Source organism: Subtercola frigoramans (assembly GCF_016907385.1).
In the GTDB taxonomy this organism is placed as follows: domain Bacteria; phylum Actinomycetota; class Actinomycetes; order Actinomycetales; family Microbacteriaceae; genus Subtercola; species Subtercola frigoramans.
Map to the genome: position 1 here is coordinate 2537155 of NZ_JAFBBU010000001.1, position 23445 is coordinate 2560599.

General features: G+C 64.9%; 20 protein-coding genes and 2 tRNA genes. 9 read left to right on the plus strand and 13 right to left on the minus strand.

Annotated elements, in window-relative coordinates; all coding sequences use genetic code 11:
• The first annotated feature begins 150 nt into the window (after window positions 1-150).
• Window positions 151-780, plus strand: coding sequence for a TetR/AcrR family transcriptional regulator (locus JOE66_RS11865; protein WP_205109710.1), 630 nt, complete (start codon window positions 151-153; stop codon window positions 778-780).
• Window positions 781-813: 33 nt separating this feature from the next.
• Here JOE66_RS11865 and JOE66_RS11870 read toward each other — a convergent pair whose 3' ends face one another.
• Window positions 814-2253 (minus strand): XRE family transcriptional regulator, encoded by a 1440-nt coding sequence (locus JOE66_RS11870; RefSeq protein WP_205109712.1) that lies wholly within the window; start codon window positions 2251-2253, stop codon window positions 814-816.
• Window positions 2254-2378: 125 nt separating this feature from the next.
• Here JOE66_RS11870 and JOE66_RS11875 point away from each other — a divergent pair, with 125 nt between their 5' ends.
• The 4 genes from JOE66_RS11875 to JOE66_RS11890 all read left to right on the plus strand — a co-directional run bounded on the left by JOE66_RS11875 (window position 2379) and on the right by JOE66_RS11890 (window position 7966).
• The gene (locus JOE66_RS11875) at window positions 2379-4277 is read left to right on the plus strand and encodes a phosphoenolpyruvate carboxykinase (GTP) (RefSeq protein ID WP_205109714.1); all 1899 of its coding nucleotides are present in this window, start codon (window positions 2379-2381) and stop codon (window positions 4275-4277) included.
• 176 nt (window positions 4278-4453) lie between these two features.
• On the plus strand, window positions 4454-7066 hold the full coding sequence (valS, locus tag JOE66_RS11880) for a valine--tRNA ligase (RefSeq protein WP_205109716.1): 2613 nt from the start codon (window positions 4454-4456) through the stop codon (window positions 7064-7066).
• Between the two features lie 167 nt (window positions 7067-7233).
• Window positions 7234-7677: a GNAT family N-acetyltransferase gene (locus JOE66_RS11885; protein ID WP_205109719.1), complete on the plus strand. Its 444-nt coding sequence runs from the start codon at window positions 7234-7236 to the stop codon at window positions 7675-7677.
• A gap of 34 nt (window positions 7678-7711) precedes the next feature.
• Window positions 7712-7966: a hypothetical protein gene (locus tag JOE66_RS11890; RefSeq protein ID WP_239518296.1), complete on the plus strand. Its 255-nt coding sequence runs from the start codon at window positions 7712-7714 to the stop codon at window positions 7964-7966.
• Between the two features lie 50 nt (window positions 7967-8016).
• Here the strand turns inward: JOE66_RS11890 and JOE66_RS11895 are convergent, their stop codons facing one another.
• Together JOE66_RS11895 and JOE66_RS11900 are read right to left on the minus strand one after the other, a co-directional pair.
• Window positions 8017-8610, minus strand: coding sequence for an RES family NAD+ phosphorylase (locus JOE66_RS11895; protein ID WP_239518297.1), 594 nt, complete (start codon window positions 8608-8610; stop codon window positions 8017-8019).
• 38 nt (window positions 8611-8648) lie between these two features.
• Window positions 8649-9242, minus strand: coding sequence for a hypothetical protein (locus tag JOE66_RS11900; RefSeq protein WP_205109723.1), 594 nt, complete (start codon window positions 9240-9242; stop codon window positions 8649-8651).
• Window positions 9243-9469: 227 nt separating this feature from the next.
• Between JOE66_RS11900 and JOE66_RS11905 the strand changes: the two genes are divergently transcribed.
• The gene (locus JOE66_RS11905) at window positions 9470-10051 is read left to right on the plus strand and encodes a hypothetical protein (protein WP_205109725.1); all 582 of its coding nucleotides are present in this window, start codon (window positions 9470-9472) and stop codon (window positions 10049-10051) included.
• Here JOE66_RS11905 and JOE66_RS11910 read toward each other — a convergent pair.
• From JOE66_RS11910 to JOE66_RS11935, 6 genes are all read right to left on the minus strand, one after another.
• The gene (locus JOE66_RS11910) at window positions 10014-11222 is read right to left on the minus strand and encodes a benzoate/H(+) symporter BenE family transporter (RefSeq protein ID WP_205111945.1); all 1209 of its coding nucleotides are present in this window, start codon (window positions 11220-11222) and stop codon (window positions 10014-10016) included. The genes JOE66_RS11905 and JOE66_RS11910 overlap by 38 nt on opposite strands.
• Before the next feature lie 2 nt (window positions 11223-11224).
• On the minus strand, window positions 11225-12505 hold the full coding sequence (gene clpX / locus JOE66_RS11915) for an ATP-dependent Clp protease ATP-binding subunit ClpX (protein ID WP_275576818.1): 1281 nt from the start codon (window positions 12503-12505) through the stop codon (window positions 11225-11227).
• A 197-nt stretch (window positions 12506-12702) separates the two neighbouring features.
• Window positions 12703-13383 carry an ATP-dependent Clp protease proteolytic subunit gene (locus JOE66_RS11920; protein ID WP_205109729.1) on the minus strand — a complete coding sequence of 227 codons (681 nt, stop codon included), beginning with the start codon at window positions 13381-13383 and terminating at the stop codon, window positions 12703-12705.
• 33 nt (window positions 13384-13416) lie between these two features.
• Complete coding sequence (locus JOE66_RS11925; RefSeq protein ID WP_371733954.1) at window positions 13417-14019, minus strand: ATP-dependent Clp protease proteolytic subunit; 603 nt, start codon at window positions 14017-14019, stop codon at window positions 13417-13419.
• Window positions 14020-14337: 318 nt separating this feature from the next.
• Window positions 14338-15711, minus strand: coding sequence for a trigger factor (gene tig / locus JOE66_RS11930; RefSeq protein ID WP_205109733.1), 1374 nt, complete (start codon window positions 15709-15711; stop codon window positions 14338-14340).
• A 108-nt stretch (window positions 15712-15819) separates the two neighbouring features.
• Window positions 15820-15893 (minus strand) — tRNA-Pro (locus tag JOE66_RS11935).
• Between the two features lie 136 nt (window positions 15894-16029).
• Here JOE66_RS11935 and JOE66_RS11940 point away from each other — a divergent pair.
• Window positions 16030-16100, plus strand: a tRNA-Gly gene (locus JOE66_RS11940).
• Between the two features lie 160 nt (window positions 16101-16260).
• Window positions 16261-16659, plus strand: coding sequence for a hypothetical protein (locus tag JOE66_RS11945; protein ID WP_205109735.1), 399 nt, complete (start codon window positions 16261-16263; stop codon window positions 16657-16659).
• Window positions 16660-16742: 83 nt separating this feature from the next.
• On the opposite strand, the gene JOE66_RS11950 is transcribed toward JOE66_RS11945, so the two are convergent.
• From JOE66_RS11950 to JOE66_RS11965, 4 genes are all read right to left on the minus strand, one after another.
• Entirely contained in the window at window positions 16743-18281 is a 1539-nt protein-coding gene (locus JOE66_RS11950; protein ID WP_205109737.1) for an amidohydrolase, read from the minus strand.
• Window positions 18278-18949: an FMN-binding negative transcriptional regulator gene (locus JOE66_RS11955; RefSeq protein ID WP_205109739.1), complete on the minus strand. Its 672-nt coding sequence runs from the start codon at window positions 18947-18949 to the stop codon at window positions 18278-18280. Before JOE66_RS11955 ends, JOE66_RS11950 begins: the two co-directional genes overlap by 4 nt.
• A gap of 73 nt (window positions 18950-19022) precedes the next feature.
• Window positions 19023-19940, minus strand: coding sequence for an Fpg/Nei family DNA glycosylase (locus tag JOE66_RS11960; RefSeq protein WP_205109741.1), 918 nt, complete (start codon window positions 19938-19940; stop codon window positions 19023-19025).
• 24 nt (window positions 19941-19964) lie between these two features.
• A complete protein-coding gene (locus tag JOE66_RS11965; protein WP_205109743.1) occupies window positions 19965-20525 on the minus strand; it encodes a ribose-5-phosphate isomerase in 561 nt (186 codons plus the stop codon).
• A 189-nt stretch (window positions 20526-20714) separates the two neighbouring features.
• On the opposite strand from JOE66_RS11965, the gene pepN reads away from it, so the two are divergent.
• Window positions 20715-23258 carry an aminopeptidase N gene (gene pepN / locus JOE66_RS11970; RefSeq protein WP_205109745.1) on the plus strand — a complete coding sequence of 848 codons (2544 nt, stop codon included), beginning with the start codon at window positions 20715-20717 and terminating at the stop codon, window positions 23256-23258.
• The last annotated feature ends 187 nt before the right edge of the window (window positions 23259-23445 follow it).

The window sequence follows — 23445 nt, forward strand, 5'->3', positions numbered from 1 at the left end:
GGCTGTGACGGGCCTGGCCCGGCCGGTTCTACTGAGCGACAGCCTTGCGGACGCGCTGTTCTTCCGGCGACTCCCCGGCGATACCCGGTTCATAGTCATTTGGCAGCAATCCTACACCGCCCCGGGTGCTCGCACCCTAGGCTGGTGCGCATGACTGACCCGTTGAGCGCGCCGGCAACGAAGCCCACCCGCGGCAGGCCACGCTCCTCGTCACGCGAGCTGCTCGAAGACGCCGCATTCGAACTGTTCCTCGAGAACACCTACGCCAAGACGACCGTCGACCAGATCACCCAGCGAGCGGGCGTGGGCAGGTCGACCTTCTTCAACTACTTCCAGGGCAAGAGCGACGTGTTCTGGATCGACGTCGATGCGAGCATCCCGCTGCTGTCGGCGTGCCTGGCCGACCAGGCACCGGATGCTCCGCTGATGCCCTCGCTGAACGCGGCCCTCGCGGCTGTCGCCTCGCACTTCGGCCCCTCCCGTGTGCCGTGGATCCTCACGCAACACGAACTCGTCGGCACAGTGGGCGAGGTGCAGGCGTCAGCACTCGCCCGTTTCACCCAGGTGGCGGGCATCCTCTCGACCTTCGCGGCCGTGCGCCTCGGCGTCGACCCGGAGACGCTCATGCCCCGCACAATCGCGTACTCGTTCACCGGTGCGCTCGTGGCCGCTGCGCAGGAGTGGGCGTCGGCTGGCAGCCTGCGCGGCTCCCTGGAGCCTTACGTCGCCCGGGCCGTTGCCCCCCTGGCTCGCGGCTTCGCAACCCCCGCACACCCCTGACGCCCCGGGCTTGCCACGCCGCTCGGGTGGGCGTCAGGAGCTCGCGTGCGATTCGAGGAACTCGTAGACCTCGCGGTCGTCGACCCCGGGGAACTTGCCAGACGGCAGCGGCGAGAGAACGTGCGCATGCAGGCGGGCGCTCGGCCACGCACTCTCCGACCAGCGTTCGACCAGGTCGTTCGCCGGCCTCTTGCAGCACGACTCGTCGGGGCACTTCGACACGGCTCGTTTCTCGGTGTCGCGCCCGCGGAACCATTTGGCATCGGCGAAGGAGCTGCCGAAGCTGATCGAGAACTCCCCGGCCGCCGTCGTTCCGGTCTGGGTGGCGCACCAGAAGGTTCCTGACGGCGTGTCGGTGTACTGGTAGAACTCCGTCGACCGGTTCATTCGCGTGAGTGCCTTTCGGGCCGCCCAGTTGCGGCAGACGAATTGGCCCTCCACCGCACCCGTCACGTCGTGCGGCAGGGGCAATCCGTCGTTCTCGTAGGCTTTCTGGATCGCCCCGTCATCGGTCAGGCGCAGGAAGTGCACGTTGATGCCGAGGTGCGAGGTCGCAAGGTTGGTCATCCGCAGGGCCGCCGCCTCGTGGGTGACGCCGAAGGCATCGCGGAAATCCTCGACAGAGAGGTCGCGGCGAGCCTTCGCGGCCTGCAGGAACTTGACCGACGCCGTCTGGGGCATCAACGACGCAGCCGCGAAGTAGTTGATCTCGAGCCTCTGCCGCAGGAACTCCGCGTAGTCACGGGGCGGCTGGTGCCCGAGTACCCGGTGCGCCATCGCCTGAAGCGCCATCGAACGAAGCCCGTGGCCACCGGGAATGGATGCTGGCGGCAAGTAGATGCGGCCGCTGGCCAGATCGGTCACAGACCTGGCCGAGTGCGGCAGATCGTTGACGTGGATCAGGCTGAAGCCCAGGTCTTCGGCCAGCAGACTGACCGTGCGGTGGCTGAGGGCGCCGCCTTCGTGCCCGACTCTCGCCATCGTCTGTTCGACGAGCTTCTCGAGGTCGGGCAGGTAGTTGTCGCGCTGCTGCATCGAATCGCGCAGTTCGACGTTGGCTCGCCGGGCCTCTTCGGGTGTCGCAATCGACTCGGTCGCGCGCCTGATGAGCTCGCGGTGCAGGCCCACCAGGGACTCCAGCGTCTCCTGTGGCAGGTTGCGGCTGGCGGGCACCCGGGGCAGCCCGAGTGAGGCGTAGAGATCGCCGGCTTGCGCCCTGGCCAGTTCGATCTCGAGCCCGGTGCGCGCATCCGGCGCCTCTTCGGAGAGGAGTTCGGCCAGAGGAACCCCCAGTTCACGCGACAGCGACTGCAGGAGCGAGAACTTCGGCTCACGTCGGCCGTTCTCGATGAGGGAGAGCTGACTGCCCACGACACCGACCTTCTCGCCGAGCTGGTCGAGAGTGAGGTCTGACAGCTTTCTGAAATGCCGGATGCGCCGACCCAGCGTGATCAGGTCGATTTTCGTGGGCATCTTTGCCTCCCGTAAAGAATGGATGATCTTTCCATTCAATTTAGCAGAATCCATCGTGAATTGGCAGCAAAGTGGAGGAAGCCCCCGAAATTATGCGAAGACGAAAATCTAGGAGCCACTAGGCCATGAGCATCCTCAAATCTGACAACCCGACACCGTCGGCGGTCTCCCCCTCCCCTTTCCTGAGTCTCGTCGAAAACGGCGACCTCGCACCCCAGGCACACGTTCACAGCACCACCGTCGAATCGTGGGTCAGTGACATCGCCGCCCTCACCCAGCCGACCGAGATCGTCTGGTGCGACGGTTCTGTCGGGCAGTGGGATTCGCTGACGAAGCAGATGATCGCCCAGGGCACACTGATCCGCCTGAACCCGGAATGGCGCCCGAACAGCTTTCTCGCCCGCAGCGACCCGGCAGACGTCGCCCGTGTCGAAGACCGCACGTTCATCTGCTCAGTTGAGGAGAGCGACGCCGGCCCGACGAACAACTGGCGTTCGCCCGAGGACATGAAGGCCGAGCTGACGCCGTTGTTCGCCGGCAGCATGCGCGGCCGCACGATGTACGTGGTGCCCTTCTCAATGGGCCCGGTCGGCGGCCCGCTCTCACAGATCGGCGTGCAGATCACCGACTCCCCCTACGTCGTGATCAGCATGGCGCTGATGACCCGGATCGGCACCCCGGTCTTTGATCTGATCACCGAGGACACCGAGTGGGTGCCCGCTCTGCACAGTGTCGGCTACCCGCTAGTCGACGACAACGGCGTCAGCCGGGACGACGTCTCCTGGCCCCACAATCCGCTGAAGTACATCTCCCACTTCCCCGAGACCCGCGAGATCTGGTCGTTCGGCTCCGGCTACGGCGGAAACGCACTGCTGGGCAAGAAGTGCTTCGCCCTGCGCATCGCCTCGGTGATGGCCCGCGATGAGGGTTGGATGGCCGAGCACATGCTGCTCATCAAGGTGACCTCACCCGAGCACCGTGTCTTCCACGTTGCAGCGGCATTCCCCTCGGCCTGCGGCAAGACGAACCTCGCCATGCTGAAGCCGTCGATTCCCGGCTGGAAGGTCGAGACCATCGGAGACGACATCGTGTGGATGCGCCCCGGCCCCGATGGAAAGCTGCGGGCGATCAACCCCGAGCGCGGCTTCTTCGGCGTCGCTCCTGGTACCGGCATCGAGACGAACCACACCGCCGTCGAGACGATGTGGGGCAACACGATCTTCACGAACGTCGCGCTCCGCGACGACGGAGACGTCTGGTGGGAGGGTCTCACGCCGAACCCGCCTGCGCACCTCATCGACTGGCAGGGGAACGACTGGACTCCCGACTCGACGACGCCGGCCGCTCACCCGAACGCCCGCTTCACCGTCACTGCTGACCAGTGCCCTTCAATCGCCGCCGAGTGGGAGGCCCCGGAGGGTGTCGTCATCGACGCCATCGTCTTCGGCGGCCGCCGCCCGAGCACCGTTCCCTTGGTCTCGCAGTCCAAGAACTGGGCGCACGGCGTCTTCGTCGGCGCCACCATGGCTTCGGAGACCACCGCTGCAGCCGTCGGCCAGGTCGGGCGACTGCGCCACGACCCGTTCGCGATGCTGCCGTTCGTCGGCTACAACATGGCCGACTACTTCCAGCACTGGCTCGACATGGGCGAGACGCTCGGCGAGAACGCTCCCCCGATCTTCCAGGTCAACTGGTTCAGAAAAGACGACGAGGGCTCGTACATCTGGCCCGGCTTCGCCGAGAACTCGCGAGTACTCGAGTGGATCATCCGTCGCCTCGAAGGTGATGTCGCTGCACGGCAGACCCCCATCGGCGGGCTGCCGCTCGAGCACGAGCTGAACATCGCCGGTCTCGACATCAGCGAGAGCCAGCTGCACACGCTGCTCTGGCTCGACAAGGAGGCCTGGATCGCCGAGGCCGACGAAACCGAGCAGTACTTCGGAACCCTGGGCGCCGACCGCATCCCCGACGCTCTGTCCGACGAACTTGCGCGCCTGCGTGCGGGGCTGGCGAAGCTCGCCTGACCGGTTTGCGTCGTAACAGCAGAGAACGCCTGGTCGTCAACGACCGGGCGTTCTCTGCGTGCGTACCCGGGCCCGCGGCAGCCGGTTCGGTTCGGATTCCTGAACGTATAATTGGAACCAGCTCACATTAAGGCACCCCACTGACTCGGTGCCGCCCATAGTGCCTGGAGGCCACCATGACCGCAATCGTCCCCGACAAACCTGCGCTCGAGGGCCTCGAAGGCAAATGGGATTCGCTGTGGAGCGAACGCGGAACCTACCGCTTCGACCGTGCACTCGCGAGCCGCGAGAACATCTACTCGATCGACACTCCCCCACCCACAGCATCGGGTTCGCTGCACATCGGGCACGTCTTCTCGTACACCCACACCGACGTCATCGCGCGATTCGAGCGCATGCGCGGCAAGAGCGTCTTCTACCCGATCGGCTGGGATGACAACGGCCTGCCCACCGAGCGTCGCGTGCAGAACTACTACGGTGTGCGCTGCGACCCGACACTGCCCTACGAACCCGGCTTCGTGCCTCCGTACGAGGGCGGCGACAACAAGAGCGGCAAGGCGGCCGACCAGAAACCGATCAGTCGGCGCAACTTCATCGAACTCTGCGAAGTGCTCACCGTCGAAGATGAGAAGCAGTTCGAAGCTCTCTGGCACCGCCTCGGCCTCTCCGTCGACTGGAGCCAGACCTACCGCACGATCGCGGACTCGTCCATGCGGGCGAGCCAGCTCGCCTTCGTCCGAAATGTCGAGCGGGGCGAGGCCTACCAGGCGCAGGCACCGACCCTCTGGGACGTCACGTTCCGCACCGCGGTCGCCCAGGCCGAGCTCGAAGACAAAGACCAGCCGGGCGCCTACCACCGGCTCGCCTTCCACCGCCATGGCGGCGACGACATCTTCATCGAGACGACCAGACCCGAACTCCTGGCCGCGTGCGTGGCCCTGGTCGCACACCCCGACGACGAGCGCTACAAACCCCTCTTCGGCACCACCGTCACGACTCCACTGTTCGGCGTCGAGGTACCTGTCGTCGCGCATCACCTCGCGCAGGCTGACAAGGGCTCCGGCATCGCCATGATCTGTACCTTCGGCGACCTGACCGACGTCATCTGGTGGCGCGACCTCAGTCTGCCGAACCGCGCGATCATCGGCTTCGACGGCCGCATCATCAGCGAGGCACCCGACGTGATCACCACCGAGACCGGCATCAACGCCTACTCGGCGATCGCCGGCAAGACGGTGTTCTCTGCAAAACAGGCGATCGTCGACCTGCTGCGCGACAGCGGCGAGATGGTGGGCGAACCCAAGCCGATCATCCACCCCGTCAAGTTCTTCGAGAAGGGCGACAAGCCGCTCGAAATCGTGTCGACCCGCCAGTGGTACATCAGAAACGGCGCGCGCGACGAAGAACTTCGCGCACGGCTGCTCGAGATGGGCCGCGAAGTGAAGTGGCACCCCGAATTCATGCGCGTGAGGTACGAGAACTGGGTCGGCGGCCTGACCGGCGACTGGCTCATCTCGCGCCAGCGCTTCTTCGGCGTGCCCATCCCGGTCTGGTACCCCCTCGACGGCGACGGCAACCCCGTCTTCGACCAGCCCATTGTTGCGACAGAGGCCTCGCTGCCGGTCGACCCCTCGACGGATGCTGCACCCGGCTATGACGAATCCCGACGCAACACGCCCGGCGGCTTCGTCGGCGAGCTCGACGTGATGGACACCTGGGCGACCTCGTCACTCACCCCGCAGCTGGCCGGAGGCTGGGAGAGCGACCCCGAGCTCTGGAACCTCGTCGCCCCCTACGACCTTCGCCCCCAGGGCCAGGACATCATTCGTACCTGGCTCTTCTCCACCATGCTGCGCTCGGCACTCGAAGACCACCGCACGCCGTGGAAGCACGCAGCGCTCTCTGGCTTCATCGTCGACCCCGACCGCAAGAAGATGTCGAAGTCGAAGGGCAACGTCGTCACTCCGGCCGACGTGCTCGAGACGCATGGGTCGGATGCTGTGCGGTACTGGGCCGCATCATCACGCCTCGGCACAGACGCTGCTTTCGACCCGCAGAACCCCACGCAGATCAAGATCGGGCGCCGCCTGGCGATCAAGGTGTTGAACGCGGCCAAGTTCGTCTACTCATTCGAGCTGCCGGAGGGGTCGCACGCGGTCACCAACCCGCTCGATCTCAGCATGCTCACCGGTCTCGACGCCGTGATCATTGCAGCGACCGCCGCCTTCGAGAACTTCGACCACGCCAAGGCGCTCGAAGTCACCGAGACCTTCTTCTGGACGTTCTGTGACGACTACCTCGAGCTGGTGAAGGAGCGCGCGTACAGCGCCGAGGCAGACCCTGCCGAGAAGGCCTCGGCGGTTCTCGCCCTGCAGGCCGCCGTCGACGTGCTGTTGCGGCTGCTGGCACCGTTCATCCCGTTCGCCACAGAAGAGGTGTGGTCGTGGAGCCACGACACCTCGATTCACCGCGCGCCGTGGCCGACAGGCGTGACCTCGGGCGACGGGGCAGCGTTCAGCGCGGATGATGCACCGAGCATCCCCGCCCACGGTGCATTGCTCGGCCTGGCCGGCCAGGTTCTGGTGGCTATCAGACGGGCGAAGACCGACGCGAAAGCATCGCAGAAGACTCCGGTCGCCACAGCGACGATCGCCGGGCCCTCCGAGCTGCTCGGTGAGTTGCGCCTGGCAAGTGATGACCTGAAGCAGGTGGGTCGCATCGCCGAGCTGAGGTTTGTCGCGGGAGACGCTGTGGCAGTGACGGAGATCCTCTTCGAAACCGAGGCCTGAACCGGCATCGTGGGTACGGAAACGCTGCATAGTACTGGATGCGGGCCGCTGACCCGAAGAGGTGCGAACAAATGTCAGGAACCGGTAGTGTCGAATGACAATCTGCCTGTGGGCAGCTGGAGTTCCACAGCCCGGCAGCACCGGAACACAACGAAAGGCAGACAACAATGACGTTGAAGATCCGGCCGATCACCGACCACGACTTCTTCCCGTGGTACGACCTCTACGTGGCGTACGGCAAGTTCTATGCGACCGAAGTCGAGGGTGACCGCGCCATTCTGGTGTGGAGCTGGCTCATCGACCCGGCGCACGAGACCGAGGCACTGGTGGCCGAACACGACGGCAAGCTCGTCGGAGTCGCCCACATCCGCGAGTTCGCGCGCCCTCTCGCCGGGGAACGGGGAATCTACATCGACGATCTGTTCGTCGACCCGGATGCCCGCAATTCCGGTGTCGCGTCTGCGCTCATCGCTGAAGTCAAGTCGATTGCGGCGAAACGTCACGCCGGAATCGTGCGGTGGATCACCGCCGACGACAACGAGACCGCACAGCGCCTCTACGACAAACTCGCCAACCGCACCTCCTGGGTCACGTACGACCTCGTCGTGTGACCCACCCCCACGCACGGATAGGAATCACTCACTCATGATCTCCGTCGGAACCCGCTGGTCGAGCGGCGACGAACCCCCAGCCCGTCTTCCGCAGGCCGTCATCGACACGGTGCTCGACGTCGAGGGTGAACTCGCCGAGCAGAACGTCGACACGTCGATGTGGTACTGGACGCTGACCTGGCTCGAAGGCAAACCTGTCGTCGAATTCGACGACGGAACGCGCATCGACTACGACCCCGACACCGATGAGACGACCGTGTCGCAATCGGACGAGTACTCCGACGAGTGATTCGTCAGCTGGGTAGTCCCCGGGGCCGAGGACCTCAGCCGTTCACCTGCTCAGGCGCAGTTGCTGGAATAGCTCACTGATTCGGCGGCGGCTGCGATGCTCGCCACGATCGCCGGTGAATCCAGTGGATTCGACGAGAGCGGTGCATCCGGAAACGCATCCTCTGAACCACCCCACATCGTCACGCAAGCGTGCGCTCCGGCCACGGCAGACCTCGAATACACTCCGTCGAGATCGGGCCATGCATCGCGAATTGCTCGTGCCCAAAGACGCGTGCGCGATTTCTTTCCCATCGCGATCGACGAGCGACCACCGGCTTTGAGCAGCCAGTCACCACTGACATCGATGAGGGTCAGGGGCCTGACCAGCGTGAAGAGCGTCACGTACGGAGAGCCAGCATGGATGTCGACGAACCGGGTCGTCTGATAGACCTCGGCCAGGCAGGTGACGACATCGAACGCGAAGTACCCAGCACCATCTCTGGGATGCTCACCCACGGGAGGCGGGTGAGCATCCCAGCGTGCGGTCGCCATCGGGCCCCACGTGCGAAGCCCATTCCAGGCCTGCGGATGAGCGGTACCTGTCCGATGGACTCGCCACAGAGGGAGATCCGTCGACACGGTTCGAATATCGGGCCCGACCATGCGGAGGGCCTCCCGAGGCGGCGGTTCGAGGGACGCCGTCACATTCCGAGCCCGACCTCAGACGCCAGCACTGCGACTTCACGAGGATCTCCTCCACCGAGAAGCCAATCGCGCGGGGTGACCGAAACGTGGTCGATCACGAGCTCTGACTGCGGAGTCGAGAAGAACCCCATGACGGTGCGCGGATGCAGCGCAGAATCGAGCGCAGCGAGTACCTCAGGAAGCCCAGGCAACACAGACGAGCCATCGGAACTGAACTGCCAGCTCGGGAATCGAGATTTTCCGTCAGCGAGATACGAATATAGCCGATTCTCAAGCCGATAGTGCCGCACGGTCGAGGGTTTCAACCTGAGCCGGGAACTGACCTCGTCGCCGGTGAATGCCATGACGCTCTGAAGTGCCGTTTCGGAGAGAGTTCGTCGCTCAGAGGCCGCGCTGGCTTCTGTCGAAGGAGTGATTCCGGAATATTTCGCCCACAGCTCCTGCTCCCGCTTTGGCAGTGTCACCGTGTTCGGCTGCACTTTCGGCCCGATCAGGATCTCCATGGAGGCGACGATGTCACTCTCGCTCCACGACGCTCCGCTGTCGGCCAAGAATTCGCCTAACGTGCGCCTGTGCGTGGCGATAGTCATGATTTCCTCCTAACCACAGTTTACCACGAGCAGAATACGTGTGGGCAATGCACATGTTTGACAAAACCTCACCTATTGGACACTCTAGAGGGGTGAGTGACATTCCGCCGCAGGTGCCCGTTGCCAGCAGAGGCGTCTCGGGTGGCAGCATGACTTCACATCGACCCGGGGACTCACTCAGCCAAGGCGATTCGAGGAACCTGCTGTCGTCGCGCCAGAAACGCCTCGTGCGAATTGCTGGTGCGCTGGCGCTGCCGTTCCTGACCATCGGCATCGATGTCATTCTGGGTGTGCTCGTGTTCGTGGGGTTCTGGCTCGTGGTGGTGCTGTTGTTCAGCGTCTTCGATGACTCCCCCAGTTCTGGGCAAGCCGGCTTAGGCGACCTCGGCACGCTGACCTTCGTCGGCGTCGCCGCCGTACCTGTGATCATCGGGGTTGCCGCAGCAGTGGTCCTCGGCACTACCGGTTTTCTGCTCAGCTGGGTTCTTCTTCGCCGTGCCCGTGTACGACGACCGGCCGCTGTGACCTGGGCAGGAATCGGAGTGTGCTTCATTCCGCAGCTGGTGGTCGTGTCGATGGCTTATTCCCTCTCGAACACCGTCATGGCGACGCTGGTGTCTCCCGGAAACGACGGCGACGTGAAGTGGGGCATCTATGCTGCTGCGGCCGCGCTCACAGCGTTGGTCTCCGCCGTCATCGGCGCCTTAGTCTGGTGGTGGATGGCCCACGCGCTGCGTGGGCGCTCCCTTGCGTCAGACGTACAGCCGAGACTCACGCCCGACGCCGAGGCCACGCCGCCCAGAGCATGATCAGCGCTCCCACAAGGAGTCCCCAGAACGCCGAACCGATTCCCAGCACTGAGACGCCCGATGCCGTGACCAGGAACGTCGCAGCGGCAGGGATGCGGTGCGAGACCTCTTCGATCGCCGTCGCCAGCGAAGAAACGAGCGCTCCCAGCAGGGCGAGGCCGGCAACGGCCGTGATCAGAATCGGCGGTGAAGCGGAGATGAGGGCAACCGCGACCCCCGCAGCAAGGCCGAAAGCGATGTAGACGAACCCAGAAGTGACGGTGGCGACCCACCGTTTCGACTTGTCGGTGTGCGAGTCGGGGCCAGCCATGATCGCGGCCGTGATCGCCGCAAGGTTCACAGCGTGCGCCCCGAACAGTGCGCCGACCGCAGTGGCCGCCCCTGAGGCAACAAGTACCGGTCTGGGCGGCACGGAATAGCCGAAGGTCGACATCACCACGAATCCGGGCACGTTCTGCCCCGCCATCGTCACGATGAAGAGCGGCAGGCCCAGGCTCACGATCACGAGCCAGTCGAAAGTAGGCGTAACGAACGACAGTTGCGGAACCACGTTCAGTGAACTGTTGGTCAACCAGCCGGAGCCTGCCGAGACACCGATCCCGATCGCAGCGACACCCATTGCTGCAGGCACAGCCCACCGGGGCGCGATCCGGAAGAGGGCGAGCCACACCAGAACGACGGGGACGGCCAGAGCCGGTATCTGAACGATGGCCGAAACCGGTGCCAGGCAGATCGGGAACAGGATGCCCGCGAGCATCGCACTCGCAATCGATCTCGGTATGCGGGTGATCGCTGTGCCGAGGGCGGGCCAGAGTCCGCACAACACGATGAGAACACCGCAGACCATGAAAGCACCGACGGCCGCCGAGAAGTTGTTTGTGGTGCTCGACGCGGCGATGAGCAGCGCAGCACCCGGGGTGGACCAGGCGAAGGAGATCGGCATGCGGTACACGCGAGCGAGAACGATGCAGAGGAGGGCCGTGGCGAAGCACAGCGTCAGCAGGCCGGAGGAGGCCTGGGCATCCGTCGCCCCCACAGCGTGGAGGCCCGCGATGACAAGAGCGAACGAGCTCGCAAAGCCGGTGATCGCGGCGACGATGCCAGCCGCAACCGGTTGTGCCAGTGAAGCGCGGCCCCGTGGTGACAGCGTCGGCGCGAGCGGGTCGCCCAGCGTTAGGCCGACTTCTCGATGCGCCGGGTGATCTCGCGGGGCACGATCGTCGGTGCGGCGTTGTTCACTACGGCCTCGCGGGTGATGATGACCTTGGCGACCTCGTCGGTGGAGGGCACCTCGAACATGATCGGGCCGAGCACCTCCTCCATGATGGCTCGGAGCCCGCGGGCGCCGGTCTTGCGCAGTACTGCGAGGTCGGCGATGGCCTCGAGGGCGTCTTTCTCGAAGTCGAGTTCAACACCGTCGAGCTCGAACATGCGCTGGTACTGGCGCACGAGGGCGTTTCGCGGCACCGTCAGGATCTGCATGAGCGCGATCTGGTCGAGCGGCGTGACCGTGGTGACGACAGGCAGTCGACCGATGAACTCGGGGATGAGCCCGAACTTGTGCAGGTCTTCGGGGAGGACCTCACTGAAGAGGTTGATGTCGTCGCGCTTGGAGTGCAGCGGGGCGTTGAAGCCGATGCCGCGCTTGCCGGAGCGTTCCGCAACGATCTCTTCGAGCCCGGCGAAGGCACCGGCCACAATGAAGAGTACGTTGGTCGTGTCGATCGGAATGAACTCCTGGTGCGGGTGTTTGCGCCCACCCTGAGGCGGAACCGAGGCGACCGTGCCCTCGAGGATCTTGAGGAGCGCCTGCTGCACGCCCTCACCAGACACATCGCGGGTGATCGACGGGTTCTCGGCCTTGCGGGCGATCTTGTCGATCTCGTCGATGTAGATGATGCCGGTTTCGGCCTTCTTCACGTCGAAGTCGGCGGCCTGCAGCAGTTTCAGCAGGATGTTCTCGACGTCTTCGCCGACGTAGCCCGCTTCGGTGAGGGCCGTTGCGTCAGCGACCGCAAACGGCACATTGAGTTGCTTCGCGAGGGTCTGCGCGAGGTAGGTCTTGCCGCAGCCGGTCGGGCCGATCAGCAGGATGTTGCTCTTGGCGATCTCGACCTCGTTGGCGACCGCGTCGGCCGAGGTGAGGGTGTTCTTCGCGCGAACGCGCTTGTAGTGGTTGTAGACCGCGACCGAGAGCGACTTCTTCGCCTGCTCCTGCCCGATGACATACTCTTCGAGGAAGGCGAAGATCTCCTTCGGCTTCGGCAGCTCGAATTCGCTCGCGACTTCTTCGCCGCTCTCAGAGAGCCGTTCTTCGATGATCTCGTTGCACAGTTCGACACACTCGTCGCAGATGTAGACACCCGGGCCGGCGATGAGCTGCTGAACCTGCTTCTGGCTCTTACCGCAGAATGAACACTTGAGCAGGTCAGCGCTCTCCCCGATGCGTGCCATGTTCATCCTCCTCGTAAAAACCTGTGACAGCAGCCTAACCCGTGCCGCCGACAGTCGCCGCCATTGGGCAAGGCACCGTCATATTCCGCATCCGATGTTCACGTAGGGCGGAGCAGTTCACGGGTAACGACGAGATGGATGCCCGTTGTTCCGGGCATCCATTTCGATTGTCGTGCTAAGAGCAGTCTGGGCGTTACTTACTTGACAAGCGCCGGCAGGTTCTTACGCGAGGTCAGCACCTGGTCGATGATGCCGTACTCGACTGCGTCGGCGGCACTCAGGATGTTGTCGCGGTCGATGTCCTTGTTGACCTGCTCTGTGGTGCGGTTCGAGTGGAACGCGAGCGTGTCTTCGAGCCAGGTACGCATGCGAAGGATCTCGCGGGCCTGGATCTCAATGTCAGACGCCTGGCCACCGCCCTGGCCGCCAGCGGAGGGCTGGTGGATGAGGATGCGCGCGTTCGGCAGAGCGAGGCGCTTGCCCGGCGTGCCAGCAGCGAGGATGACGGCCGCGGCCGAAGCCGCCTGGCCGAGGCAGACGGTCTGGATGTTCGGCTTGACGTACTGCATCGTGTCGTAGATCGCAGTCATCGCGGTGAACGAGCCACCGGGAGAGTTGATGTACATCTCGATGTCGCGGTCAGGATCCTGGCTCTCGAGCACAAGCAACTGGGCCATGACGTCGTCGGCAGAAGCGTCGTCGATCTGCACACCGAGAAAGATGATGCGGTCTTCGAACAGCTTCGCGTACGGATCCTGGCGCTTGTAGCCGTAAGCCGTGCGCTCCTCGAACGTCGGCAGGATGTAGCGGTTGGAGGGCGTGGTGCCATTGCCGTAGGGGCTGGCGATCGGCATTCCGCCGAAGGTGGGGGTTTCCATCGTTTTATCTCTGTTCTTGGGTCGAAGTCGCGACTAGTTGGATGCGGAGGGAACGGAGTCGGCGGTCTCGGTACCGCCGCCCCCGGCCACGTCGGACGAGAATTCCCGGACGTAGTCGACGAACCCGTACTCGAGCGCCTCCTGTGCGGTGAACCAGTTGTCGCGGTCACCGTCGATCATGACCTGCTCGGGAGTCTTCCCGGTCTGCTCAGCGGTGAGCTCGGCCATGCGCTTCTTCATGTCGAGGATGAGCAGGGCCTGGGTCTGGATGTCGGCGCTCGTTCCGCCGAAGCCGCCGGACGGCTGGTGCAGCAGCACCCGTGCGTTCGGGGTGATGTAGCGCTTGCCCTTGGTGCCGGAGGAGAGCAAGAACTGCCCCATCGAGGCAGCCATGCCGATACCCACCGTGACGATGTCGTTCGAGACGAACTTCATCGTGTCGTAGATGGCCATACCCGCGGTGATCGATCCGCCGGGCGAGTTGATGTAGAGGTAGATGTCGCGCTTGGGGTCTTCTGCAGCAAGAAGCAGAATCTTGGCGCAGATCTCATTTGCCATGTCGTCACGAACTTCAGTGCCGAGCCAGATGATCCGGTCTTTCAGCAGACGTTCGAAAACACTGTTCGGCATCGCCATATCGGCCATGTTTGTCGCTCCAATTCACTTGCGGTACTTCGAATGTACTGGAGCGTTCGCGCGCATATCGCCCTGTTCGCCGTGGGCAGAGCGAAGGGGCGTCGCGGGTGGCTTCGCGGTGACTTTGGGCGGAGCTGGTGGCAGCTGTCGTCGTAGGGAGGTCGAGTGGGCCGAGCTCCGCCCAAAGTCACCTGCGAGCTGCGCAAACGGATGCCCGGGGCCGGGCGAGCTCGGGGCCGGAACGGATGCCCGGGCCGGGGCCTGGCGCGAAGAAGGGCCCCACGGTCATCCATGAGGCCCTTCATTCGTGCGATGCGATTAGTGCGAGTGACCTGCGTGGTCGTGGCCCTCGTGGTCGTGACCCTCGTGGTTTTCGTCGTCGCTGTCAGCGATAGTGAAGGGCTGGTCGGCATCGCGAGTCACAGCGGTGAACTCCGAGACGTCGACGACGGTACCGTTCGAGTCGGTGACGACGGCCTTGTCGAGAACGATCGCGAGCGCCTTGTTGCGGGCTACCTCGCCGACCATGGCGGGAATCTGGCCGTTCTGGTCGAGGACCTGAACGAACTCCTGCGGCTCCATGCCGTATTGGGCTGCACTCTGGATGAGGTACTGGCTCAGTTCGTCTTGCGAGACCTTCACTCCCTCTTTCTCCGCGACGATGTCGAGAAGAATCTGGGTCTTGAACGTGGCGGTGCTCGACTCGGTGACCTCGGCGCGGTGCTCGTCGTCTTCGAGGCGGCTCTCGTTCTCGAGGTGGCGGTGCACCTCGTCTTCGATCAGCTTCGGCGGAACGGGCACGTCGACGAGTGCAAGCAGGGCGTCGAGCGTCTTGGTGCGGGCATCCGTCACCTGGCCGAACGTCTTCTGGCGGAGGGCCTGCACCTTGAGGTCGGCCTTCAGCTCGTCAATGGTGTCGAACTCGCTCGAGATCTGGGCGAAGTCGTCGTCGGCCTCAGGAAGCTCGCGCTCCTTGACCGAGTTGACGGTGACGGTGATCAGCGCGTCTTTACCGGCGAAGTCCCCGCCGAGCAGAGGGGCTTCGAACGAGGTGGTCTCGCCAGCGGTGAGGGAGTCGAGAACGCCGTCGAGGCCTTCGAGCAGCTCACCCGAGCCGACCTCGTAGGAGAGGCCGGTCGCGTTGTCGACCTCTGCGTCGTCGATCGTTGCGACGAGGTCGAGCTGGGCGAAGTCACCGGTCGCGATGGGGCGGTCGACCGTGACGAGCGTGCCGAAGCGCGTGCGGAGCTTCTCGAGCTCAGCGTCGACCTCGTCGTCGCTCACCTCGAGGGCGTCGACGGTGATGGCGAGGCCTTCGTAGTCAGGCAGGTCGAGCTCGGGCCGCACGTCGACCTCAATGGCGAGCTGAAGATCGCCTGTGAAGTCCTTGTTGCTCGGCCATTCGACGATGTCGGCCTCGGGGCGGCCCAGCGGGCGGAGCTCCTGCTCGGCGATCGCAGCGCGGTAGAACTTGTCGAGCCCGTCGTTGACGGCGTGCTCGAGAACGGCCTCTTTGCCGACGCGCTGGTCGATGAGGGGCGGCGGAACCTTGCCCTTACGGAAGCCGGGAATGTTGACCTGTTCAGCGATGTGGCTGTAGGCGTGGTCAATGCTGGGCTTCAATTCTTCGGGGGTAACCGAAATCGCCAGCTTGACGCGGGTGGGGCTGAGCTTTTCGACCGTGGTCTTCACGTTAAAGAATCTCCTGAGAACTGAATCTGTACTGTCTGAAAATCTGTACTGTCTGAATCTGTACTGTGGTTTCAAAATTACTTCGCGCACATCGGAATGCGCTGCGAGTCGGGGCGACAGGATTCGAACCTGCGACCTCTCGGTCCCAAACCGAGCGCTCTACCAAGCTGAGCTACGCCCCGGGAAATAAACCTCCGCAAGTCTAGTGCACAGACGTGGCGCGGAGTTCGAACAGAAGCACCTCACGATGCGTCAGACGGCCGACCCGAACCTGTACTACGATGTTCGAGTGCCTCCGGTCAGTATCCGGATGTTCGCGGGGATGTAGCTCAATGGTAGAGCCTCAGTCTTCCAAACTGATCACGCGAGTTCGATTCTCGTCATCCCCTCTCTGTTACTGGTCTTGCCCGTCCCTGCCGGGCAAGACGTGCTACCAGTCTTGCCCGTCCTCGCCGGGCACGATGGCTTCCACCTCCGCTTGCGAAACGTTCCCTCCGGGCGCCGCGGAATTCTGGACGGTCGTACCGTCGAGGCTGTACCGTCTGAGCTATGGCCGATGAGCTGGACGAACGAAGCGTGGCTCGTCGCACTGTTCTCCGTGGTGTGGCCTGGACAGTTCCGACTGTCGCTTTCGCCGTCGCCGCTCCTGCGTCCTCAGCATCAGGTCCCGTGATCATTTTCGACTCCGTGGTCGTCATGGTGGATCATGCGGAAGACCCGATCATCCTCGATGGGTTCGTCTCAGGAGTCGCGTCTACACGGCCCGCCTTTGTCGCACTCAGCTATTCGGCAGGGTTCACCGGCGACGCCACGGCGGCCGTGAATGCAGACAGCGGGAGCTTCCGGGCCACCGCCTACGCCGCCAGCGGCCCATCCACAGGTTCAGCCATCGCGTCTGCACCCGGCTACGCAGACGCTTCCGTGGGCCTACAGGTGAACGCCCACTGATGCCGGGTATCCCTGTCTGAAGACACTGTCGTGCAGTTGATCCGGCACAGTACCTTCCCCCAGAGCCAGACGGTCATTCAGCGTCAGAGGGCGAGGTGGGTGGGCCGACCGGCCAGGAAGGTTGCGGCGACGGGCATCGTGCGAAGGGCGTCTGGCGCAGCATCCGTCGGGTCGAGATCGGTGACGACGACGTCTGCGGGCAGACCCACGCCGATCGAGGCGACGCCGTTCGTCGAAGCGGTGAAGGCGACGTCGAAATCGAGACGCTGCTCGGGGTGCCATGCCGGCCGGCCCTCGCGATTGCGCCCGACCGCAGCAGCCAGCGTGACCCAGGGGTCGAGCGGCGCCACGGGTGCGTCAGAGCCGAGGAGCAGAGCCGCACCGGATGCTCGGAGGCTCTCGAACACGAACGCACGGTCGGTTCGACCGGCCCAGTAGCGGTCGGCGATGTCGCGGTCATCCATCGCGTGCTCGGGTTGCACGCTCGCGACAACGCCGAGGGCTGCGAACCGCTCCAGGTCGGTGAGCGCCAGCAACTGTGCGTGCTCGATCCGCCCGCCACGGCCCAGTGCCTCGAAGGCATCGAGGGCGAGCCGGTTGGCGTGGTCGCCGATGGCGTGCACGGCCGGGGTCAGGCCCGCGGTGGTGGCGCGTTCGAGCAGGCGGAGCAGGGCATCCGGCGCCACCGTGAGCAATCCACGGGAGTCTTCATGCCCGTCGAAACCCTCGTATTCGTCGAAGCAGTAGGCGGTGCGCGTGCCGAGCGAGCCGTCGGTGATGACCTTGAACGGGCCGACGGTGAGCAGTCCGTGTGTGCCAGGGATGACGTCACCCGTGCGCAAGCCGGCAGCGATGCTCTGCTCCAGGTACTCGGTGTAGATGCCGAACGACACCCGAAGCCCCGTGGAGCCGGCGGCGATACGGCGCGTCCAGTCGGCCAGGTTGTCGCGCATCTCGAGGTCGACGATGCCGACGACTCCGCGCCGGGCGGCGGCGGCGGCAGCAGCGGCGACGGACGCGTCACTCAATTCGTCAGGTACGTCATCGAGCGAGCTCAGCACGGCGAAGCAGTCATCCTCACGAAGGTGGCCCGTCGGGTGGTCCCCGAAGCCGTGCAGCGCCAAGGCCACCGAGTTGAGCCAGCAGCCGTGCAGGTCGCCACTGGCGAGAATGACCGGATGCCCGGGCGAGACCCGGTCGAGCAGATGCCGGTCGAGCGCTCCGGGGTCTGCCCACATACCATCGCGCACCCCGACACCGATGATGGCCCCTCCGGCCGGCCCAGGCACCGCTGTCTCGGGCCGAAGAGCACGGAGCACCTGCTCGACGTCATCGGCCGAATCCGCACCTGACAGGTCGATCCGTCTGCTGAAGAGGGCCCACTGGGTGAAGTGCACGTGGTTGTCCCAGAGGCCCGGCATGAGAAAGCGCCCGTCGATCTCGTGCACCTCTGCCGTGGCGGGTGTGCGCACGATTCCGCTGGGCATGATCGCGCGGACGCGCCCGTCGGCGAGCAGCACGTCGAGCTCCGACTCGTGTCCCGGCACCCGCCCGCCCCGCAGGAACACGTCGGGGGCAGACTCCGACCGGGCACCCCGTGGCTGCAGAATGCCATCGGTCATGCCCGCGGAACCTCGGGCGTCTCCCCCTGCACCGCAGTCGCGTCGTGCACCCGTCGCATCTCCGCCGCGAGCGCCGGCTGGCGATAGTAGGTATCGCCGTCTGCCAGCTCGTGGATGATGCGCTCGACCGTCTCTGCAGGCCTGTTCTGGCTCAGTTTCGACTTCGCCTCGAACCGCGCGACAGTCAGACGAAAACCGACGGTGCCGGCGCTGATCCGTGCCGAGTACTCCGCGTTCGCGAGTGTTCCGTTCATGCGGCGAGGCTCGGGCATCCGGTCTTCGAAGTGGTCGACGAGTGTGCCGAGCACCTCGAGGTTCTCAGCGTCGGAGAGGATTTCAGGCATCCCGTGCAGGTGGGCCGAGATGAAGTTCCACGTGGGAACGGCGGGGTTCGCGTCGTACCACCCGGGCGAGATGTAGCCGTGCGGGCCCTGCACCACCACGAGCACCTCGTGCTGGCCGAGTTCGTGCAGCCGTTCATCCGGTCGCCCGACGTGGCTCACGATGACGATCTCGTCGGCGGGAGCATTCGCGTCGAGAATGACGGGGTAGTGCGATGCCACGAGCCCTGTGCTGGTGTTGCTCACGAGCGTGACCCACGGGTTCTGCTCGATGAGCCGCCGAATCTCTGCACGATCGTCGAGCGCGAAGCTCGGGTTGGTTCTCATCAGGCGACTTTAGCGGTTTCGAAGCCATTTCAAAGCCGAAGTGACCCCGATGCAGGCAACCGGATGCCCGGCATCACTTCTGGCAGAACGGGCACCAGTAGAGCTTTCGGGCCGCCATCACCTCGACGACGATGTGCGTTCCGCAGACGCGGCAGGGCAGTCCCTCGCGCTTGTAGACCCAGTGCCGGTCTTCGCGGTTGGCAAGGGCGAGCGCCTGGGCTTCGGCGTCGAGGCCGTCCATGGTGAGCATCTGGCCGGTGCGGATGCCGAGGTCGAGCAGCTGCACCCAGTCCGCCCAGAGGGCGCGGGCCTGGTCTTCCGTGACCTTCTTGCCCGGAGTGTGCGGGTTGAGGCGCGCACGGAAGAGCATCTCGGCCCGATAGACGTTGCCGATGCCGGCCACGACGGACTGGTCCATGAGCAGCTGGCCGACCGCGGTCGGTTTCGCGCGGAGGCGCGTGACGAACCGGTCTTCGGCCGCTTGGCTCCGGTCGGTGGCAGGGTCGGGGCCGAGCCGTTCGAGCACGGCGGCGAGTTGCACCGGGTCGATGACCTCGCACGCCGTCGGGCCGCGCAGGTCGGCGACACTCTCTTCGGTCGCCAGTCGAACACGTACCGCTCCGACGGGTTCGGGCGGGAAGGTGCTGAGGTCGGTGTCTTTCGTGTGCTCGGTCTCTGCCATGCGCACGGCTCGCCTCAACCGCGGTGCACCGATGCTGCCGAGCGCCTCAGACTCGGCAGTGATGGCCGAGATCGTGCCGAAGAAGTCCCAGGCGCCGTAGATGCCGAGATGGATGCGCAGCCACTTGTCGTGCTCGAAGCGCAGGAACATCTGCTTGCCCACGGCGCGGGCCTCGAGCATCCGGAGGCCGTCGATTTCAGCAGCACCGGCGGCGAAGCGACCCTGGGGCGAGCTCACGGCGACGAGGTGCCCGACAAAGTCGCGCTCGAACTGGAGCGCGATGCGGTGGACGGAATGGCCTTCGGGCATGACGAGCGAGAGTGGAGGAGCGGGTCAGTGCAGGTCGGCCGGGTTGAACTGGCCGGTCGGCGTGGGGTCTGAGGCGACGGTCTCTGCGCCACCGGCATCGGGGCCGACGTGCACGCCGGCAATGGCACCCGTCGCCTCGTACTCGGCGAGCTGGGCGATGCGGCGAACATGGCGCTCCTCGAGCGAGAAAGGCTCGGCGATGAAGGCGTCGATGAACGACACGGCCTCGTCGACGGTGTGCTGGCGCGCACCGATGGCGATGAGGTTCGCATCGTTGTGCTGGCGGGCGAGAACGGCGGTCGAGTGACTCCAGACGAGAGCCGCGCGGGCACCCGTCACCTTGTTCGCTGCAATCTGCTCGCCGTTGCCCGAGCCGCCGAAGACGATTCCGAGCGCTTCGACACCGGCCTGCTGGTCGCGCACAACACCGAGAGCGGCATTGATGCAGAACGAGGGGTAGTCGTCGAGCGGTTCGTAGCTCGTCGGGCCGTGGTCCACGACATCGTGGCCCGCAGCGGTGAGGTGATCGAAGAGGTGACGGCTGAAGTCGAGCCCCGCGTGGTCGGTGCCGAGGTGGATACGCATGAGCCAAGTTTAGGGGCCGGGTCTCTCGGGTGGGTGGCGAGCGTCACACGGGTGACCACAAGGGCCGAGGGCTAGGCTTGGTGCGGGATTTCACGAGCGAGCAGACAGCCCACGAGGCAGATCAGCGCGAAGTCCTTCGGCCGCGCGCGGCCGCATCCCACCGTCTACACACCCTACGGAGAACAACAGTTGCCTGGAGAAAACCTCACCCGCATCGAAGCCCAGGAGCGCAAAGCTCTCATCTCGGTGTCGAGCTACGACGTCACGCTCGACCTGACCCAGGGCGCGGAGACCTTTCTGAGTACCACGACCGTTCGGTTCACCGCCAGCGCCGGCGCATCGACGTTCATCGACGCGATCACCAGGAACGTGCACTCTGTGCTGTTGAACGGGGTCGACCTCGAACCGACTTCGGTCAGCGACGGCGTGCGCATCCAGCTCGACGATCTCTCCGACAACAACATCCTGACCGTCGTCGCCGACGCGATGTACACCAACACCGGCGAGGGCCTGCACCGCTTCGTCGACCCGGTCGACGGCGAGGTCTACCTCTACAGCCAGTTCGAAGTTCCCGATTCGCGCCGCGTGTTCGCCGTGTTCGAGCAGCCTGACCTCAAGGCGACCTTCACCTTCACGGTGACAGCGCCCGACTACTGGCAGGTCATCTCCAACTCCCCCACGCCCGAACCCGTCGCCACCGGCGTCGGCACGGCGACCTGGAGCTTCGAGACCACGCCGATCCTCTCGTCCTACGTCACCGCCATCGTCGCCGGGCCCTATGTGGCCTGGCACAGCGAGCTGACGTCGAGCGACGGCAGAGTGATTCCCCTGGGCGTGTTCTCGCGGGCATCCCTCGCCCAGTATATGGATGCCGACTACGTCTTCGACACGACCCGCAAGGGCTTCGAGTTCTACGAGAAGGCCTTCGCTTACCCGTACCCCTTCACCAAGTACGACCAGATGTTCGTGCCCGAGTTCAACGCCGGCGCCATGGAGAACGCGGGGGCCGTGACCTTCACCGAGTCGTACGTGTTCCGAAGCAAGGTGACGGATGCCCAGCGGGAGCGCCGCGTCGTGACGATCCTGCACGAACTGGCCCACATGTGGTTCGGCGACCTCGTCACCATGAAGTGGTGGAACGACCTGTGGCTGAACGAGTCGTTCGCCGAGTACATCTCCACGCTCGCGACAGCTGAGGCGACCGAATGGCACGGTGCGTGGGCGACGTTCGCCTCGACCGAGAAGAGCTGGGCATACCGCCAGGACCAGCTGCCCTCGACGCACCCCATCTTCGCCACGATCAACGACCTCGACGACGTGCAGGTCAACTTCGACGGCATCACCTACGCCAAGGGCGCGTCTGTGCTCAAACAGCTTGTCTCGTGGGTGGGCCAGGAACAGTTCCTCGCCGGTGTCGGGCAGTACTTCCAGAAGCACGCCTACTCGAACACCGAACTCACCGACCTGCTCACGGAGCTCGAATCGACCAGCGGCCGTGACCTCGCCGAGTGGTCGGCGCTCTGGCTCGAGACGGCCGGCGTCAACACGTTGCGCCCCGAGATCGAGACGGACTCCGACGGCGTGATCACCTCGTTCGCCATCACCCAGACGGCGATCGCGGAGTACCCGACGATCCGCCCGCATCGCCTCGCGGTCGGGTTCTACAACCTGCACGAAGGCGCGCTCATCCGGAACCATCGGGTGGAGCTCGACGTTGCCGGCGAGAAGACGAGGGTCGACGAGCTGATCGGGCTCTCGAGGCCCGACCTGGTGCTGCTGAACGACGACGACCTGGCGTACGCGAAGATCCGCCTCGACGAGCTGTCGTTGCAAACCGCCATCGATCACCTTGCCGCGATCGAAGACGGGCTCGCCCGCTCAATCGTCTGGGGTTCGGCGTGGGATGCCACGCGCGATGCCGAGACCCGCCCGCGCGACTTCGTTCGCTTGGTGCTCGGCAACATCGCCACTGAGAGCGAGAGCACGACGCTTCGCACGGCCCTCAACCAGCTGGTGCTGACGGCGAAACTCTATGTCGCTCCTTCGTTCAGCCCGGAGGCAGTCGCCCACGCGGCGACGGAGCTCTGGGCGCTCGCGCGAAACGCTGCTCCCGGCTCTGACGAGCAGTTCCAGTTCGTGAAGTTCTTCGCTGCGGTTGCCAGCTCCGCTGAAGACCTGGCGATCGTGACCGGGCTCAGGGACGGCTCTGTCGCACTCGACGGGCTCGAGATCGACACGGACCTCGGGTGGGACCTGCTGACTGCTCTCGTGGCGAACGGAGTGGCCGGAGAGGCCGAGATCGCCGCGGCCCTCGCGGCAGACAACACGGCCACCGGTGCGCAGTCGGCGGCGAGCGCCAGGGCGTCGATACCCACGGCAGAGGCGAAGGCTGCTGCCTGGGCGTCCCTGGTCGACACCGACCGTGCGTCGAACCTCATCGTTCGAGCCACGACCGCCGGTTTCCAGCGCTCGAACGACGACGCGCTGCTGCAGCCCTACATCGCGAAGTACTTCGAGGTCGTGAAAGAGCTGTGGGAGACCCGCAGCTACCAGATCGCGGCGACGCTCATCACCGGGTTGTACCCGGCCGGGCTCGCGAGCCAGGAGCTCCGCGACGCGACCCAGGCCTGGCTCGACACCGACCCGGAGCCGGCCGCACTTCGCCGCCTCGTGGTCGAGAACCTCGCCGGCGTCGACCGCGCCCTCGCCGCCCAGGCCAAAGACTCCGACTGATCTTGCGGCGTGTCTGACGCCACGCACGCGCTTCGACTGCCAGTCCACCGAGGCCGATCGGCGGACCAACCGAGTTCGGGCGAGCGTTCACGGGCTGCCTGCGCTTGGGCGTTCCCAAGGTTTACCGTTGCATGCTCGCCCGACAGCGAACCCGAGGTCGCTAGCGAAGTTGGGCTGAATGCCTCGG

What these genes read in the sequence shown, in the direction of transcription:
- JOE66_RS11885 (WP_205109719.1), top strand. Translation starts at nt 7,234, where the DNA reads ATGACGTTGAAGATCCGGCCGATCACCGACCACGACTTCTTCCCGTGG.
- JOE66_RS11875 (WP_205109714.1), top strand. Translation starts at nt 2,379, where the DNA reads ATGAGCATCCTCAAATCTGACAACCCGACACCGTCGGCGGTCTCCCCC.
- JOE66_RS11865 (WP_205109710.1), top strand. Translation starts at nt 151, where the DNA reads ATGACTGACCCGTTGAGCGCGCCGGCAACGAAGCCCACCCGCGGCAGG.
- JOE66_RS11950 (WP_205109737.1), bottom strand. Translation starts at nt 18,281, where the DNA reads ATGACCGATGGCATTCTGCAGCCACGGGGTGCCCGGTCGGAGTCTGCC.
- JOE66_RS11955 (WP_205109739.1), bottom strand. Translation starts at nt 18,949, where the DNA reads ATGAGAACCAACCCGAGCTTCGCGCTCGACGATCGTGCAGAGATTCGG.
- JOE66_RS11890 (WP_239518296.1), top strand. Translation starts at nt 7,712, where the DNA reads ATGATCTCCGTCGGAACCCGCTGGTCGAGCGGCGACGAACCCCCAGCC.
- valS (WP_205109716.1), top strand. Translation starts at nt 4,454, where the DNA reads ATGACCGCAATCGTCCCCGACAAACCTGCGCTCGAGGGCCTCGAAGGC.
- JOE66_RS11925 (WP_371733954.1), bottom strand. Translation starts at nt 14,019, where the DNA reads ATGGCGATGCCGAACAGTGTTTTCGAACGTCTGCTGAAAGACCGGATC.
- JOE66_RS11895 (WP_239518297.1), bottom strand. Translation starts at nt 8,610, where the DNA reads ATGGTCGGGCCCGATATTCGAACCGTGTCGACGGATCTCCCTCTGTGG.
- JOE66_RS11965 (WP_205109743.1), bottom strand. Translation starts at nt 20,525, where the DNA reads ATGCGTATCCACCTCGGCACCGACCACGCGGGGCTCGACTTCAGCCGT.
- JOE66_RS11900 (WP_205109723.1), bottom strand. Translation starts at nt 9,242, where the DNA reads ATGACTATCGCCACGCACAGGCGCACGTTAGGCGAATTCTTGGCCGAC.
- clpX (WP_275576818.1), bottom strand. Translation starts at nt 12,505, where the DNA reads ATGGCACGCATCGGGGAGAGCGCTGACCTGCTCAAGTGTTCATTCTGC.
- JOE66_RS11870 (WP_205109712.1), bottom strand. Translation starts at nt 2,253, where the DNA reads ATGCCCACGAAAATCGACCTGATCACGCTGGGTCGGCGCATCCGGCAT.
- JOE66_RS11945 (WP_205109735.1), top strand. Translation starts at nt 16,261, where the DNA reads ATGGCCGATGAGCTGGACGAACGAAGCGTGGCTCGTCGCACTGTTCTC.
- JOE66_RS11960 (WP_205109741.1), bottom strand. Translation starts at nt 19,940, where the DNA reads ATGCCCGAAGGCCATTCCGTCCACCGCATCGCGCTCCAGTTCGAGCGC.
- JOE66_RS11920 (WP_205109729.1), bottom strand. Translation starts at nt 13,383, where the DNA reads ATGGAAACCCCCACCTTCGGCGGAATGCCGATCGCCAGCCCCTACGGC.